Source organism: Streptomyces sp. NBC_01198 (assembly GCF_036010485.1).
Lineage (GTDB): Bacteria > Actinomycetota > Actinomycetes > Streptomycetales > Streptomycetaceae > Actinacidiphila.
In genome coordinates this window covers 4264673-4280584 of the sequence record NZ_CP108568.1, presented here as the reverse complement: position 1 = coordinate 4280584, position 15912 = coordinate 4264673, and the positions used below count along the sequence as shown (strand labels likewise).

The following is a 15912-nucleotide window of genomic DNA, read 5'->3' as shown; positions in this document are numbered from 1 at the left end:
GGCACGGAGGTGGATCGACGACGCTTCCTCGGCGCGGCAGCCGCCGCTGCGACCGGCGCGGTCGCGCTGCCCGGTCTCGCGGAGGCTAGGCAGGGCATCGACGCGGCTCTGTCCGGCTCCGACGCAGGTGATCTCGCCTACCTGGACGGGGCGTTCGAACGTCACCGCGGTGGCTACCGCGGTCGTCCGCCGGCGGTCGTTCTCGCGGAGATGCGAGGTGACCTCGACCTGCTGCGGGACGTGCTCAGCCGCCCCCACGCGGCCGGGACTCGCGCTGACCTGGCCCGTACAGCCGCCGGAATCACCGGCCTGGTGGCGATCATCCAGCACGACCGCAGCGACCAGCGCGACGCACACGGCTGGTTCGCGACCGCCGAGCAGGCAGCCCGCGAGTCAGGCGACCGGCAGATGCTCGCCTGGGCACTGGCCCGTCATGCGATGGTCCCCCTCAACTACGGTGCCCCGCGCTCCGCAGCCGACCTCGCCATGCGCGCCCGCGCCGAAGCCGGCCAGGCACCATCAGCGGCTGCCGCCCTCGCCGCGGCCGTCACCGCTCGGGCGCTTGCGTCCGCCGGGGACCACCAAGGCGCGCTTCGTTCTGTGGCCGACGCTCGCCTGATCGCGGAGCGCATCGACGGGAGTCAGGCCGCCGACACGTGGTTCGGGTACCCGCTCCAGAAGCACCACGTCCACCTCTCGCAGGCGTTCACCCTCATGGGGCGTACGCGCGAGGCCTACGCCGAGCAGGAGGCGGCGCTGGCCCTCACCACATCGCCTTCCGTGATGACGCGGGCGCTACTGGAGATGGACGCCGCGACCTGCCTGCACGCCGACGGCGATCCGGCAGCAGCAGCCGACAAGGCGGTCGGCATCTGGGAGCGGCTGCCGCAGGCGTACCGCGAGGGGCTCGTCCGCTCGCGGGCCGAAGCCCTGCACCAGACGCTCCCAGGAGCCGCACACACCCGGCTCGGCGAGGCGCTGGCCAGCTGACCTCGGCGTCGCGGCGTGCTAACCGACTTCGCTGCATACGGCGGTTCTCCGCCCTTTGCGTGTCGGTAGACGGTGTCACCGTCGACGGCGGAACCCAGCAGCCTCAGACAGCGGGTTGGGAGTCGCAGCCTGGGGAGCGTGCCCCTGAACTGCACGAGACCCCCCGGTCGCTGGGGACCGCAGGCGGGCGGCTTCGGCCCGGGGGTTGGGGGCGGGGTTGCGGCTCGTGTGTTGGATGCGGCTGAGCAGGACACGGGCTGGCAACCGGGCGGTGTGGAGTTCGCGTTGCTCGGCTGCTTCTTTCAGGAGGCGGGCTGGCTGGTGGCCGCCTGCTTCGGCGTCGGCGAGGGCGGTGGCGAGGGCGGGCCAGTCGGGGTCGGCGAGGATGCGGGCGGCGTGGTCGGGGATGGCGGTGCGCACGTCGTTGGCGAGGGTGGCGCGGGTGTTCGGGTTGGGCTGGCGGCGGGTGAGGGCGGCAAGCAGGGGTGGGGCTGCCTGGTCGTAGGCGGCTTGGAGGTGCTGGACGGACTGGTGGGCGGCGGCGGCCTGCTGGGCATGGCTTCGGGCTGTGTGCCAGCGTTCGGCGAGGATGGCGGACCAGATGAGGGCTGAGAGCAGGACGGCGAGAGGGCTGGCGTCCTTGCCGGTGCCCGCGTTGACGAGGTCGCGTGCGGCGGTTCGCAGTCCGGTGGCGGTGTGGTGTTCGGCGCGGATCTGGGAGCGCTGGGCGTGAGCGAAGGCTCGTGCTGCTGAGCGGAGTTCGGCGCACAGTTCCGCGGGGGCGGCCTGGGCGGTGGCTTCGATCAGCTCGCCGAGGGCGGCGATCTGAGCCTGGCCCCGGGTGTCGGCGCTGTCGCCAGTACCGCTGGTCTCGTAGGCGAAGGTGTCGAGGACTTCGGTGGCGTGCTGCCAGGGGGTCCCGGGCCGGTTGCGGCGGGCGGTGGGGTACTCCTCAGATGTGCTGGCTTCCAGGCGGGCTTTCAGCTTGGGCAGGGTGAGGTCGGGGGCGATCTTCCCGCCGGGGTAATAGATCTGCTCGCCGTCCTCGTTGAGGTCGCCGGGGCGGCCGACGGAGTAGCCGAGGAGGTCACCGGACGGGCCGCGGCGCGGCTTGACCATGACATCGCCTGCTTCGAGGTAGGCGAGGAGTTCTTCGGCAGTGGCGGCGTGGGGGATGGCGGCGCGGATGCGGTCCTGGAGCCAGGCGCGGCTGGTCTGCTCCCAGCCGAGGCGGGCAGCCTTGTGCATCTCGGCCTGGCTGGGGGCGCGGGTGGCGGTGCGGTCGCCCTTGTTCAGGCGGCGTAGGCCGTAGTCCTTCTCGATCTTGCGGCATTCGTTCCCGACGCGGACGCCGCTGTCGTGGAGTTTGGGGCGGCGGCCGTCTTCGCGGACCGTGGTGGCGAGGATGTGGATGTGGTCGTCGGCGTGGCGGACTACGATCCAGCGGCAGGCAAGGTCGTCGCCTGCCGGGGCGATGCCAGCAGCCGCGACGATGCGCTGAGCGATATCGCCCCACTCGGCGTCGGAAAGGAAGCGGTCTTCGGGCGCGGCGCGGACGGGGCAGTGCCAGACATGGTCGGTGACCGGCTTGCCGAACTCGCTGTTGCGCAAGTCGACGGGCGCGTCGAGGTAGTGGCCGAGTTCGGTGAGGGTGCCGTTCTCGTCGCGTCCGGGATCGGGCATGCCGAGCATGGCGAAGCCGGCCACGATGTGCGGGTCGAGATGCTCGTCGTGGCGGCCGGGGCCGTAGAGGTAGGCGAGCAGGCCACGGGTGTTGGCACCAGCGGGCTTGATGGCGGCGATCACGGTGGTCAGGCCTCCGCCCGGTCGGCGGGCTCGCGCAGGGCTTCAGCGATCGCGGCGAGCAGCTGGTGCAGCTCGTCGAGGCGCTCGCGTACATCGGGTGGGGTGTAATCGCTGTTCAGGGCTCGGGCGATCTGGTTGACGTTGTTGCCGACGCGGTTGAGGGCGCGCAGGACCTGGGCGCGGAAGACGTGCGTACGACGCCGATCCTCGGACAGGGGGAGATTCGCGGTGAACCGGCCCGCGACGAAGGCGAGGACGATGTCGGCCGCGAAGCCGGATTCGCCCTTGTAGCCGTGCTCTGCGGCGGCTTCGCGGAGGCAGCCGTGTTCGTCGGCAGTGAAGCGCAGGGGGCCGACGCGAACGGTGCGCTTGTCGCCGGTGAAGCGGCGGATCGTGGGCTGCATGCCGTGGGCGGCGGGTGCGGTGGACGCAGGCTTGATGACGGTGCGCTGGGTGGCGTGGAGCGTGTCCGGATCGGGTGCGGCCCCGATCTCCCAGCCCTGCGCGCCCTCGCGCTGGGCAGTCTCCGCCACCCCTGGGGCGGAGATCCCCCCGATCCGGCCGCAAGTCGGACTCGGGGTACTACTGGCTCCGCCAGGAGCCGGGTTGTTGAAGGCACGCCTCCACAGACCAGCCACTTTACGGGCTTTGGCTGCGGGCTCAGGGCTTTCCTCGTTGTCCTTGGCGGTGTCGGGGGTGGGCTTCACGGTGTTCTCCAGCGGGGCGTTTGCGGTGTGGCGATTGACGGGTTGAGTCCTTTCGTTGCACGGGTCATGGTTCGGGGGGTTGGCGGTTTGGCCGATCCGCGTTCGGGGTGTAGACGGCGGTGGCCTGATGTGCGGATGTCGGGGTGGTGGGGACTTCCGCACATCCGTGTCGGGTAAGGCGGCAAGAGGTCACCCGCCCGAACCGGTGGGACCGGTTCGGGCGGATGGCCGGCGGCACAGCTCCTTGGTTCAGGCGGCGGGGTGGGCTCGCTCTGGCTCGTGCTCCGCCTGCGGCGTTTCCGCTCGGGAGTGTTCGTCCTTGAGGTGCTTCATCAGCTGGGTGAAGCGGGCGCTGCTGACTGGCGTGCTGGCGTCGCGCAGGGCCTGCTTGACCACCGCGACGCTGACGCCGTGCTCGGCGACGGCCGGGCGGGCCGTGGCGATGAGCTGGTCCATGGTTGCTGCCGGGGGTCGTCCGGTGCGTTTGCCCGGTGCGGCGGGCTTGGCCTTCCCCGGCCGGGCTGGGAGTGAGGGGTGGGCTGGGGCGGTTGCCTGTACGCGTGCCCGCTCGGCAGGTATGAGGGCGGCAGCCTCCGGGACCGTGATCTGTTGGTGCTGCCCCGCCGGTTCGGCAGGTGTGTGGAGATGGCGGAGCAGTGTGGGGCCGACAGCTCCCCAGCCGAGCAGCAGAGCAGGGGCGACCGTGTCGAGGGCGGCGCGGCCGTAGTGCCTTGCCAGCAGCGGCTCGGCGGTGTTCAGGGCGAGGGTCAGCAGGCCGCACAGGTGCATCAGACGGGTGGCTGAGCGCAGGTCGGCGGGGTCGGTGCCGTGGGCGGCCAGGTGGTGCAGGGCGACGAGCAGGCCGACCACGGACAGGTCGACCATCGGGGCGATCAGCGGTGCGATCGGGCGCGGCACCCCAAGTCGGAGGGCCAGCGCCCAGACGTTGCCGAAGGAGAACACGAAGGCGAGCGCGGCGATGACCGCCATCACGACCGTGATCGTCGTCCGGGCGAACGCACCCGTGGCGGCCGGGTGCGCGTCCGGCGGGGTGGTGGGCATGCGGGAGAACATCCTTACGGGCGAGGGGTGTGCTGGAAGATCCGTCTTGGCGTCTTGGCCGTTGCAGCCGCAGGTCAGCGCGGGCACGGCACGGGCACGCCCGGCGGGGGCGTGCCGTGGTGTGGCGGGCTGCTGCCGTCTTGGTGGCGGGACCGGTTCCGTCTTGGGACGGCGAACCGTCTTGGCGGAAGGTGCGCTGAGCTGCGGTTATGCGGCAGGGACGGTTGGGACGGCACGAGACGGAGGTGTGTGTCGTCCTGGCCCGGTCTGCCGCCCGCACGGGGTGGTGGGTGCGGGCGACAGGCCGCCTGCTGGCTGGCCGGGCGAGCGCCTGCGTTCAGTGTCTGAACGGCGTCGTGTTCAGTTTCTGAACGGCCTCATGTTCAGCCTCTGAACGGTGCCCTGTTGGCTGCGGCGTTACGGCAGGGACGGCTGGTACGCGTCCTGCGGGTGGCGGGTCAGCGCGGGGTGCCCTCTCTCGGGGTGGGGCCGAGGGGATGGACGGTGGGGCAGTAGCGGCGCCAGGCGTCGGCGAACTTGTTGCGCATGTAGCCCTTGCGCTGGGTGCCGTCGCCGATGCGGACGTTGCCCGAGCAGATGCCGAACTCGCGCAGCATGCCCGCGAGGCCGCGCGGGGTCAGGCCACCTCGCCCCCACTCGGCCCAGGGGGCTTCGGGGTCGCCGTTGAGGGCGAACAGGAGCTGGTCGGTGGCGATGCTGTCCGGGTCGCTGGCGGAGAAGAAGATTCGCCGGATGTCGGCGAGGATCCGCGCACCGCTGGGCTGGTCGTCCTCGGACTCGGCCTCGCAGGTAACGAGGCGTGTGCATGCCTGGCGTGCCCGGCGGGGCCAGGAGCCGCCGGCGAGGTCGGCGACGATGACCAGCGGTTCCCACGTGTCGGCGGCGCGGTCCTCGACCGGCATCTGCGGTTCCAGGTGCAGGGCCTGGTCGGCCAGGGGCTTGGTCCAGCAGGCCAGTTCGGCGCGCATCGCGCGAAGGGCGGGGCTGTCGCGCTTGGTGCGGTACGGCGAGACGCGCTCGCCTTCGGCCCGGCGGCGCATCCGGATCACGATGGAGCGGTCCATGATCGTGTCGGGCAGGTCGCCGATGCCGGCGATGGCTGCCATGGCGAAGGTGTGGAACCTGTGCGGGGTGTGGTCGCTGCCCACGACCCGCAGGACGTAGCGGTCGCGCTGGTGCCCGGCGTTGAGCAGGCCGCGCATCTCCTCGTTCTTCTCGGCCATCTTCGGGCTCCCGAAGATCGTGTCAGCCTCGTCCACCAGGAGGGTGGGCGGCTCCTCGGTGATGGACCGGAAGACCGCCGCGGGTGTGGAGTTGACGGTCAGGACGGGGCTGTGGACGGTCTCGGCGAGCACGTCGAGCAGGCGGGACTTGCCGCACCGTTTGGCGGGGCCGACCACCGCCAGGCGTGGGGCGTGCTGCCAGGCGGCCTGCAGGTGGGACGCCGCGACCCACAGGGTGACCGCGTCCAGCGCCTCGTCCGAGGGCAGGACCACGAACCTGGCGATCAGCGTCTGCAGCCGCCTGAGCAGTTCGTCGCCCTCGGTCGGCGGTATGTCGGGTATCTCCGGTGGCCTGGTCGGCTCCTCTGGCCGGTCCGGTGCGGGTGCCTGCACGGGGGCGGGGAGCGGGGGCACGGCGTCGGGTTGGGGTGGCCGGTGGCCTCCGCCTGGCTGTGCGACGGGTGGCCAGGTGCTGGCCGGTGGGATGGGGCCTGGGGCTGCGGGGCCGTGGCTGGAGGCAGTACCCTCGTTCACGGAGACTCCTTGCTCGGCGGGTTCCGGGGGGCAACCCGGTCCGCCGTTGGCTGACTGTCCTGGGATGGGCGGTGGCGTGGTTTCCGTCAGGCCCCCGGTGTTGGTAGCGCCGGGGGCTTTGTGCTGTGCGGCGTCAGTCTCGACGCTCAACCTCCTTCAGGTTGGGATCCTCATGCGGCGTTAGAACATTCATATCACTGGCGCGCGCCGCCAGTCAAGCGCTTCTGGCATTCTTAGAGCATGCGATTTCAGCATGTCAGCTGGTCCGGCCATTGTCACGATCACATAACGAACAGCTCAACCGCTTGCAGCATGGGTTCTTCATGCGATATTGTTTTGGTCTATCCCGGCGCGTCGAGACCGGGTCGAAGGGAGGTCGACATGTCCAGTCCGGACGCGCACCGCTACACGCCCCTTGAGGGCGAGGCTCTGGTGGCGCACAACATGAAGGTGCTGCGGAAGGCCGCACGCCTGTCGCAGGAAGACCTGGCCGAGCGCATGACCCAGCTTGGGTTCAAGTTCCACCAGACCCAGATCGCCAAGATCGAGAACGGCACCCGCCTGCTGCGCTTCGACGAGGTCGTCGGCCTGGCCAAGGCCCTCAACGTCCCCGCCGCCCACTTCATGACCGAGGCCGTCGCCGGCCCCGACGAGCCGGACTACGAACTGCAGGAGGCCGGCTACCGCGTCCAGAAGGCCGAGCAGGAGTGGAGAACCGCCCACGACATCGAGCAGGGCGCCAGAGCCCGGCTCGAAGAGGCCGAGCGCGAGTACGACGAGATCGCGGAGCGCCTCGCGGCCCAGGGCGTGAACGTCGGCGGGGGCACCGGACCCGAGTGGTACCCGGCCCCGAACTCCCCCGGAGACCCGCTGCGCAAGGGGCCCTCCACCGACCAGTAGAGGGAGAGCCCCTCTCTCCGCTGCCGTCGACCATGCCCGGCCCTCCGCACGGCGTAGGCCGTCTGCCTGTCGCCGCCTCGCACCGGCCCAGCCTCGTCACACACCCGCATCGGTCCTCGGCGCTACCAACGCCGAGGACCAGGCACGCGGGATCGCTTCATTCACCGCCCATCCCACCAGTCAGCACGGCAGCGCGTTGCCCCGCGCCGCCGAGAGGAACCCCATGCCTGCAACACCCACGCCCATTGCCTTGCTGGCGGACGCACTCGGCGTCAGCCAGCAAGACCTTCTGCGCCTCCTGCACGCCAGCACATCGACCGCGTACGACCCCACGCTGGTCGCGCTCACCGTCGAGGAAGCCGCCCGGCGCCCGAGCGTCGGCCGGACCACCATGTACGCGCTGCTCGCCTCCGGCGAGATCCCGTCCGTCACCGTCGGCCGCTTGCGCCGCATCCCGGCCGAGGCGCTCAACGACTACGTCGCCGCCCGCACCCGGCTCACCCGTTCAACCGTCGCTCTCGCGGCCTGAGGGGGCAGCCATGGCAAAGTCCCGGCAGCCCAACGGCGCCTCCTCGATCTACCTCGGCAAGGACGGCTACTGGCACGGCTACGTCACCGTCGGCGTCAAGGACAACGGCAAGCCCGACCGCCGCCACGTCATGCGGAAGACCCGCGCTGACACCACCAAGGCCGTCCGCGCGCTGGAGAAGGAGCGCGACGCGGGCCGCATCCGGAAGGCCGGCCAGACCTGGACTGTCGAATCCTGGCTGACCCACTGGGTCGAGAACATCGCAGCCCTGCACGTCTCCGAGAACACCATCGACGGCTACCGCGTCGCCGTCTACCACCACCTGATACCCGGCCTCGGCGCCCACCGCCTGACGAAGCTGGAGCCCGAGCACCTGGAGCGCTTCTACAAGAAGATGCAGGACAACGGCAGTTCGGCCGGAACCGCGCACCAGGCACACCGCACCGTGCGCGCCGCCCTCAACGAGGCCAAGCGCCGCCGTCACCTCACCGAAAACCCGGCCACCATCGCCAAGGCCCCACGCCTGGTCGAGGAAGAAGTGGTGCCCTACACGGTCGAGGAAGTCCAGCTCCTCCTGGAGGTGGCCAACCGCGAGCGGAACGCCGCGCGTTGGGTCATCGCCCTGGCGCTGGGCCTTCGCCAGGGCGAGGTTCTGGGGCTCAAGTGGACGGACGTTGACTTCGAACTGGGGGTCCTCGTCGTTCACCGGGGCCGGCTGCGGCCGCGGTACCAGCACGGCTGCGGCGACACGTGCGGTCGCAAGCCCGGCTACTGCCCGCAGAAGGTCAATGTCCGCCGCGAGACCAAGGAGACCAAGTCCCGCGCTGGGCGGCGGCCCATCGGTGTCCCCGACGAGCTGATGAAGCTCCTCGCGCAGCATCGCGACGAGCAGGACCGTGAACGTCGCCTCGCCCGCGACCTGTGGGTCGAGAAGGGGTACGTCTTCACCTCACCCACCGGTCAACCCCTCAACCCGAACACCGACCACCACAAGTGGAAGGAGCTGCTGGAAGCTGCCGGTCTACGGGACGGCCGACTGCACGACGCCCGCCACACCGCAGGCACCATCCTGCTCATCCTCGGTGTGCCCGACACCGTCGTCGACGCGATCATGGGCTGGGAACCCGGCCAGTCCGCCCGCATGCGCCGCCGCTACCAACACCTGACCAACCGGGTGCTCACCGACACGGCCGGAAAGGTCGGCGGCCTGCTTTGGCCGTTGGCTGAGAAGCCGCCCGTCGGCTGACGCCGCAGATTCCAATCCGGCAATGGGTCGGCCCGAACGCAGCTGGGTTCGGGCCGATCCCTTCGAGTCGGCAGTGCACGCCCACCGAAGTCTTACTCTTCGGCGAGCTGCTCTTCGTCTTGCTCGGTGGTGAAGGGCCGACCATCCTGGCCCGCGACGACGGCATGCGAAGCAGGCTGAACCTCGACCCGCAGCATGGGCCATGCCATGGGTTCGCCTCGACCATCGACGTAAAGCATGTGGCGCACATGTGCGCCCACGAGAAAATCCTTCTCTCCCAGGCCGCGAATGTAGTGCCCCAGCGACTTCTCCGCGTCCCGGTTCTCCCGCACGCTGTGGAGCTCCGGGGCGATGTCCAGGTAGTCCCGGAGGAGGTCCAAGAACTCCACGATCAGCGACTCATCATCGTCAGGAAGACCGTCTGGCAAGGCGTACTCGAACGTCACGCTCGTCTTGATCATGTTCCACAGCGGGTTGCCACGAGTGATCAGTGCCAGCACCCGAGGCTGTGGGAAGGCTGGATCGGGGACGAGCCTCGGGCCGCCACCAGCCTTCTTGTCCAACGAGCGACGGACCCAAGCAGCGTGCTGCTCCTTGATCTCTCTGAGTCGCTTAACGGTGAAGTGGTCTGGTTGATCATCGATCTGCTTGTGGTGCTTGCTGCATAGCAGCAGCAGATTCGTATGGCTGTGCCTGGAGTCGTCGTCGAGGTTCCCCGCCCGTGGACCGCCCTTGGAACGGGCCACGATGTGCGCTTCTTCACCGAACACGGACGGATCGTCACAGCCCGTACCTGGGGTGATCACTTCGCCGCGGCAGATTGCGCATCTCCCGCCGGCTTCAGCCCACACGATCTTGCGCGTCTTCTCGGAGACCCCCATGCGTGGCACCTTGCCAGAGCATCCCGGCCGGTGCGGAAGAACCAGGCCAGTTTCTTCTGCGCGAAGGGAGCCGTCGAGCTGCCTGGTTGGGGCAACTGCAACTAAAACTGCAACTACGCACGTCGAAGGGCCCCACCGCGAGCGGTGGGGCCCTTCGACGTCGTGCCCGGTGAGGCACTGGCGGAGGATACGAGATTCGAACTCGTGAGGGGTTGCCCCCAACACGCTTTCCAACTCTGCATGCGGCTGGCCAGACCGGTTCACAGCCGTCCGCCACGCTGGTCGGCGAGGTCTGAGGCCCGGCCGCGTACGGGCATGGACGCGGATGGATGAGACTGCGGATGAGACTACGCCGCCGGGAGAACCGGCGTCTGATCCGTAGGCGCGTGTCGCTCCCCGCGAACTCTCGCCTGCCACGTCGCCGAAGAGCCCAGCGCTGTACGCCTGCGTTGATGTCAGCAACTGATGTCACCTCAGCAGCGCGTTCGCGAGCTTTCGACTAACGATCAGTCGACCGGAAGGCCGCTTGGTCCCTTCTGCAGAGTGCCTGACAGAGGGGAGCCCGAACGGTACCCTATGCCCCAAGATGTCAAATAAGGGGGTCCCGTGCGTATCACGTCGGTCAGAATTACGGCCTTTCGCAGCATCCTGGAAACAGAGCTCGAAGCATGCGGAGAGCTGAATGTCCTGATTGGCAAGAACAACTCGGGAAAATCCAACATACTGACAGCAATCAGAACATTCTTCGATTTTTTCAAATCGGATGGGTCTGTCATTACCGTATCTCCCGACATCAAATCTTTGGACGACTGGCATGGGAGAAATTCGAGCAGGCCCATTGACATCTCCCTAAGTCTACAACTAGAAGAATCCGAGATTGACCTCCTACTTGGAATGATTGCTTCTGAAGCACCACAAGTGAAGAATGCCGTATCCAAGGAAGAACTAGGTAATATCATCTCGGTCGGGCTAAAATTCTTGCCGCCGCCTCAGCGAATTGGCTACATCTCTATCATAAAATTCGGCGAGGCGGCGGGTACCGGTCGCACAATTTTTTCCGTGAGCCCAGAGAGCGCCCAAGACATGCGGTCGATTGCTTTGGAGCTCGCATCCTATGCACAAAAAATCGAGTCGCTTGAAGTGGTGGAATCCTACGTAGATGAGGACGACTGGAGGCGAAGCAAAGAGAGAGGAGGGTTTATTGCACTTCCCCCATCTCTAAGAAACACAACCAACAGCTCGACTCTCGCAGAACTCATTAGCGCCGGCTCTACTTACGCTGACTTTCAGGAGCGGGTACAGGGACGCTATGAGACTTTGGCCAGCGGAGTCGAAGCAGTCAAGGCATCCGAAATCGCGCATCCAGTGACAACATTCTCGGGTGAATCAAAGTCCGTACCCGCATATGTCACAACCTTTTCCCAGATAATCGCTGGGATGACAGTGCACAATCTGTCCGAAGAACGCAAGCCAATTGGCCAGGCAGAGGCTAGCAGGATTCTCAAGCTCAAAACAAGTCGTGGCCAGGGAGCCGTACTTCAAGCAATCCAATCGGTCGTTCGCAGTCTGTTGGGCGTAGAAATTGATGCTTTCAGCGCAGACGTTCAGCCGACGCGGCGCAGTAGCGGCATTTTGGCTGAGCTCGATGTGGATGACTTCCTTATTCAGATGAACGGGTCAGGCATCCGCGAAGCCTTGCGACTGATCTTGGATCGCGAATTTGAGAGGCCAACGGTCCTCCTTGTCGAGGAACCAGAAGTTCACCTCCATCCGGCCCTAGAGACGGCCCTCATGCAGTACTTGAAAAGTGTCAGCTCAGACTGTCAGATCTTCCTCACGACGCACTCTACAAACTTCCTGGACGTCGGCTCTCTGGAGAATGTCTACCTGATTCGAAAGTCCGGAGACACACTCGTGCATCGCCTCGACGTTTCGGAGGCCGAGGAGGCGATTCCGCATGAACTGGGGATCCGCCTCAGCTCTCTATTTATGTTCGACAGGCTGGTGTTCGTCGAAGGGCCCTCCGATGAGCAAATTCTGCGAACATTCGCTGACACACTTGGTGTCAGTTTCGGCCAGGCGTCACTCGGCTTTGTCACCACTGGCGGTGCGCGTAACTTCACGCATTATGCGACTGGGTCAACCCTTTCATTCCTCGGAAAGCGAAAGGTTAGGACCTTCTTCGTCCTAGATCGCGATGAGAGAGACCTTCGAGACTTGGAGAGTTTGCAAGATCGAGTACGAGGTATGAGCGAGGTAAAAGTCCTTGAACGTCGCGAAATCGAGAACTACCTTCTCGCTCCCACAGCTCTCTGCAGATTCATAGAAGAGAAGTCCGGAGGTGAACACTCCCCCACCCCAGAGGAGATGGAATCTGCCCTTAATGAGATATGCGAGCGACTCCTCCCAATTGCGGTTGAACGTCGAGTCTTGAAACACGCATGCAAGCCTATTATTCCCAAGCGGGAGGCAGTTCTGAAGAGGCCCGAGGGGACGGATTTTCAGGCTTCTCTCACCGGACAACTTGAGGCTGCCAAAGATTCATTGCAATCTCTTTCGGATTCTCTTCCTGATCTGATCAAGGAAGTCGAAAGCGAAGTTGGGTCACGATGGGAAAATGAGAAGAGTTCGATGATTCCCGGCGATGAGCTTATTGACGGGATACTTCAACTCTATGGCCTGCGCTTCAATAAGCGCACCGATTCTCAAAAAATCGCCTCAGGTATGACTGCCGCCGAAATACCTGAAGAGATAAAGAATCTACTGAACGAGCTCGTTCTCTGAAGGATGGAGACTGTTTTCGGTCTATGACACCCCTTATTTGTCTCCGTTGCTCCTGGGCGGAGACGAGCCCCTGCAGCAGGCAAGTACCTGGCTCAGGGGATAAAACGGTGGCCATCATGACTCCTAACAGGCACATGGCCCGCATTCAAGGCATCTAGAACCCGGACCGAGTACACCTCGGTCATGCGGTCTTGCACTTCGCTGCGCGTGAACCACCGCACGTCAGTGCTCTCACTCGACGTCTGCTCCCGGCCGCCGACTGGTCGGCACAGGAAGACCAGAGCCAGGACGCCGCGCGCCATGTTCTTGTAGACGCCGGTCAAGCGCAGGGCGTCCACCTTTACCCCGGTCTCTTCCAGAACCTCGCGGCAGGCTCCGACGCTCGGTTCCTCGTCCAACTCCAGAACTCCGCCCGGGGCTTCCCACGCACCGTTGTCCGCGCGGCGGATCACCAGGACACGGCCGTCGTCGCGGACCACGACGCCGGCGACTGAGACCGAATGGAGCGACATTGACGGACTCACCTCGGTAGCGTTACTCATGTACATGAGCATAGGAGGATTGAAGGACATGGGCTCTACTGCCTCGCGTGACTCTGGCAAGGCACGATACCTACAGATCGCCGAAGACCTGGCAGACCAGATCAGGGCGGGCGTGCTTAAACCTGGTGAGCAGGTACCCAGCGAAGCTCAGCTCATGACCCGGTACTCCGTCGCGCAAGGCACTGCGCGCAAGGCGGTTGCCGAGTTGCGGCCGATGGGCCTGGTCGACACGCTGCACGGCAAGGGCACGTTCGTGAAGAGCAAGCCACCCGTCCGTCGTAAGTCATCGGACCGCTTCCGCCGCTCGCACCGGAACGCGGGCAAAGCCGCGTACATCGCAGAATCGGAGCAGGCGGGCAAGACTCCGGGCGTGACCGTCCTCTACGTCGGCCCGGTCGACGTGCCAGCGGACATCGCCGAGCGCCTGGACGTGACCGCGGGAAGCAAGGTGCTGGCACGGCGGCGCCTGTACTTCAGCGACGGCACACCGACCGAGGAAGCCACGTCATACCTGCCGTGGGACATCGCCAAGGACATCCCGGAGCTCTTCGAGGACAACCCCGGCGGCGGTGGCATCTACGCACGGTTGGAGGACAACGGCCACACTCTCAGGGAGTTCACGGAGACCGTGCGCGCCCGCTTGGCCACCAAGCAGGAGACCAGCGCGTTGCGGCTCAGCCCCGGAGCTCCTGTCATCCATCTGACCCGAAGCGCCGAAACCGAAAGCGGCCGCGTGGTGGAGGTATGCGACACGATCATGGCGGCTGACCAGTTCGTTCTTGACTACCGCATCCCCGCCGGAGACTGACAGCATCACCCCACCCGCAGCCCGTCGCGAACGAAGTTCTCGCGGCGGGTTGACTCATGTACAGGAGTCATGCACTCTTCTAAATGTCACTCCTGCACATGAGTGCAGGAGTGACCGAGTGGCCCTCATAGGGCTGCTCAGGCACGCCCAAGGGGTCCGGAACAGAGCGGACCGAGGTCACCGGCGCCTTGTCAGCCGGATGGCACGAGACCGAAAGGTCACGTCTCTGCCTACAACGGGCTTCGGCGGCTCTACCTCGTACGGGAGCTGCTGACCCGAAGGAGACATGCACGTCAGCCCCGGTATCCACGCCGTGAGGGCGCCGGATCAGATCCGGCCCGGGGTTTTCGCACCATCCATTGCCCGGTTCGGCGGCTCCCGACCAAGGACATTCCGCCGTTCCGGGCCCCTCCATCCATCGTCAGGAGACGACCCGTGTACGACTTCGTTGGGCCCCATCGGGCCGTGAGTACGACTGAGTTCATCGAACTCGCGTTGGGCACCCCGCTTGACCTGTGGCTGGGTGTCGAGGGCGAGAGCGAGCAGGACCGGGCCGCGCGTGAGGCGGCGGCGCGGGACATCCTCGCCGACGACCCGGGCATGGTGGACCGGACCACCGCGCTGGCGGTGGAGACCATCGGCCGGACCATGCCGGAGCTGCTGCACCTCGCCCCGTCGCCCCGCCCCGCCACGGTGGTCCGCCGCCGGTCGGGCAGGAAGGGGCTGGCGGCATGAACCGCAAGGCCAAGGTCCTGCTGGTGGCCGCGCTGGTGGTGGTGGTCGGGATGGCGTTCCGGGTGTCCTGGAACGCGTTGCGCGACATCGCCAGCACGGTGGGCGCCGACCACACCGCCGCCCTGCTCTACCCGTTCGTGGTCGACGGCTTGATGGCTCTCGCGCTGGTCGCGACGCTGGTTCTGACCGGTGACGACCGGAAGTTCGCGCTGCGGGTGCTGGCCGGCTACACCCTCGCCTCGCTGGTCCTGAACTACGTTCACGGCCTGGTGCCCGCCCTGCACGAACACGCCGCCGGTCGACTGCACCTGGTCGACTACGCGCCCGCCAACTGGGTTCTGGTGCTGCTGGCCACCTCGCTGCCGGTCGGGTCGATTTTCTTCGGCTCCGACCTGGTCGCCAAGGTTCTGCACCACCGCCCCGCACCGGTCGCAAACCAGGATCAGACGATCCTTTCTACCGTAAATCGGTTGGGGTCTGACCTGCGGGAGTCGACTCGCGCAACGGCGTCCGCGCCGGTCGCCTCCCCCCTGCCGGAGTCGACCGACCCGGTACCGCTCCCTGTGGCAGTCGAGCCTGTCCCGGCTGGTCCGCGTCGACCGACCGGCCCGGTGCCGAAGTCGGCCCGCGCGCCCCGACCGACCCGTACGCCCGACCAACTGCTCAGCGAGGCACGGCGGGCAACGGCCGACTGGTCGGACGACGCGCTGACCGGCGAGGCGATCCGCAAGGCCGTGCACACCTCGTCCGCCAACGGCCGGCTGCTGCGCGACGCGCTGCGGGCTGAGCGCACCGCCCCGACGCCCCTGCACCTGGTCGCCGATGACCAGCGCGCGGACTCCTCCGCACTGGCCCTGTGAGAGCGGGAGATCACGTCATGACCGACACGGGCCGGTGCCCCGCCGCGCACCCCAGCGACCCCAGCGCCTGCGACGGACCCCTCGCGGTCACGATCGTGGACGCCTTCGGAGCCGGGGCGGACGGCTGCGAGCACCACGCCGCCCGCATGCTCGCCTCACTGAACGGGGCCCGGGTCTACGCACTCCCCAACGCGGCCGAGGGTGCTGCTATCCGCACGTTCAAGGCCGCCGCCGCCCTGCCGCCCTACGCCTGGCATCGGCCCGTCACCCATTGATCGGAAGGG

At 66.8% G+C, this 15912-nt stretch carries 15 protein-coding genes; 9 read left to right on the top strand and 6 right to left on the bottom strand.

The genetic code is table 11. From position 1 onward, the window contains the following. Nucleotides 1-9 precede the first annotated feature (9 nt). Entirely contained in the window at nt 10-990 is a 981-nt protein-coding gene (locus tag OG702_RS19250; protein ID WP_327290129.1) for a transcriptional regulator, read from the top strand. A 75-nt stretch (nt 991-1065) separates the two neighbouring features. Here OG702_RS19250 and OG702_RS19245 read toward each other — a convergent pair whose 3' ends face one another. From OG702_RS19245 to OG702_RS19230, 4 genes are all read right to left on the bottom strand, one after another. Next, nucleotides 1066-2796: a relaxase/mobilization nuclease domain-containing protein gene (locus OG702_RS19245; protein ID WP_327290128.1), complete on the bottom strand. Its 1731-nt coding sequence runs from the start codon at nt 2794-2796 to the stop codon at nt 1066-1068. Between the two features lie 5 nt (nt 2797-2801). Beyond that, nucleotides 2802-3329 (bottom strand): MobC family plasmid mobilization relaxosome protein, encoded by a 528-nt coding sequence (locus OG702_RS19240; protein WP_327290127.1) that lies wholly within the window; start codon nt 3327-3329, stop codon nt 2802-2804. Between the two features lie 423 nt (nt 3330-3752). After that, entirely contained in the window at nt 3753-4565 is an 813-nt protein-coding gene (locus tag OG702_RS19235; RefSeq protein WP_327290126.1) for a DUF2637 domain-containing protein, read from the bottom strand. A 458-nt stretch (nt 4566-5023) separates the two neighbouring features. Further along, nucleotides 5024-6295, bottom strand: a complete 1272-nt coding sequence (locus tag OG702_RS19230) for a DUF3631 domain-containing protein (RefSeq protein ID WP_442814721.1) — start codon at nt 6293-6295, stop codon at nt 5024-5026. A gap of 429 nt (nt 6296-6724) precedes the next feature. On the opposite strand from OG702_RS19230, the gene OG702_RS19225 reads away from it, so the two are divergent. The 3 genes from OG702_RS19225 to OG702_RS19215 all read left to right on the top strand — a co-directional run bounded on the left by OG702_RS19225 (nt 6725) and on the right by OG702_RS19215 (nt 9018). After that, on the top strand, nt 6725-7243 hold the full coding sequence (locus tag OG702_RS19225; protein ID WP_327290125.1) for a helix-turn-helix domain-containing protein: 519 nt from the start codon (nt 6725-6727) through the stop codon (nt 7241-7243). A 223-nt stretch (nt 7244-7466) separates the two neighbouring features. After that, the gene (locus OG702_RS19220) at nt 7467-7772 is read left to right on the top strand and encodes a helix-turn-helix domain-containing protein (RefSeq protein WP_327290124.1); all 306 of its coding nucleotides are present in this window, start codon (nt 7467-7469) and stop codon (nt 7770-7772) included. Nucleotides 7773-7782: 10 nt separating this feature from the next. Next, nucleotides 7783-9018 (top strand): tyrosine-type recombinase/integrase, encoded by a 1236-nt coding sequence (locus OG702_RS19215; protein WP_327290123.1) that lies wholly within the window; start codon nt 7783-7785, stop codon nt 9016-9018. Nucleotides 9019-9110: 92 nt separating this feature from the next. On the opposite strand, the gene OG702_RS19210 is transcribed toward OG702_RS19215, so the two are convergent. Further along, nucleotides 9111-9899, bottom strand: a complete 789-nt coding sequence (locus OG702_RS19210) for an HNH endonuclease (protein ID WP_327290122.1) — start codon at nt 9897-9899, stop codon at nt 9111-9113. Between the two features lie 606 nt (nt 9900-10505). On the opposite strand from OG702_RS19210, the gene OG702_RS19205 reads away from it, so the two are divergent. Next, nucleotides 10506-12683, top strand: coding sequence for an ATP-dependent nuclease (locus OG702_RS19205; RefSeq protein WP_327290121.1), 2178 nt, complete (start codon nt 10506-10508; stop codon nt 12681-12683). A gap of 92 nt (nt 12684-12775) precedes the next feature. Here the strand turns inward: OG702_RS19205 and OG702_RS19200 are convergent, their stop codons facing one another. Continuing rightward, nucleotides 12776-13237, bottom strand: coding sequence for an NUDIX domain-containing protein (locus OG702_RS19200; protein ID WP_327290120.1), 462 nt, complete (start codon nt 13235-13237; stop codon nt 12776-12778). A gap of 16 nt (nt 13238-13253) precedes the next feature. Between OG702_RS19200 and OG702_RS19195 the strand changes: the two genes are divergently transcribed. From OG702_RS19195 to OG702_RS19180, 4 genes are all read left to right on the top strand, one after another. After that, on the top strand, nt 13254-14033 hold the full coding sequence (locus OG702_RS19195) for a GntR family transcriptional regulator (protein ID WP_327293289.1): 780 nt from the start codon (nt 13254-13256) through the stop codon (nt 14031-14033). 465 nt (nt 14034-14498) lie between these two features. Next, nucleotides 14499-14768 carry a hypothetical protein gene (locus OG702_RS19190; protein WP_327290119.1) on the top strand — a complete coding sequence of 90 codons (270 nt, stop codon included), beginning with the start codon at nt 14499-14501 and terminating at the stop codon, nt 14766-14768. Next, complete coding sequence (locus OG702_RS19185; RefSeq protein ID WP_327290118.1) at nt 14765-15628, top strand: DUF2637 domain-containing protein; 864 nt, start codon at nt 14765-14767, stop codon at nt 15626-15628. The genes OG702_RS19190 and OG702_RS19185 overlap by 4 nt, the downstream gene beginning before the upstream one ends. A 17-nt stretch (nt 15629-15645) precedes the next feature. Continuing rightward, nucleotides 15646-15903, top strand: coding sequence for a hypothetical protein (locus OG702_RS19180; RefSeq protein ID WP_327290117.1), 258 nt, complete (start codon nt 15646-15648; stop codon nt 15901-15903). Nucleotides 15904-15912: the final 9 nt, after the last annotated feature.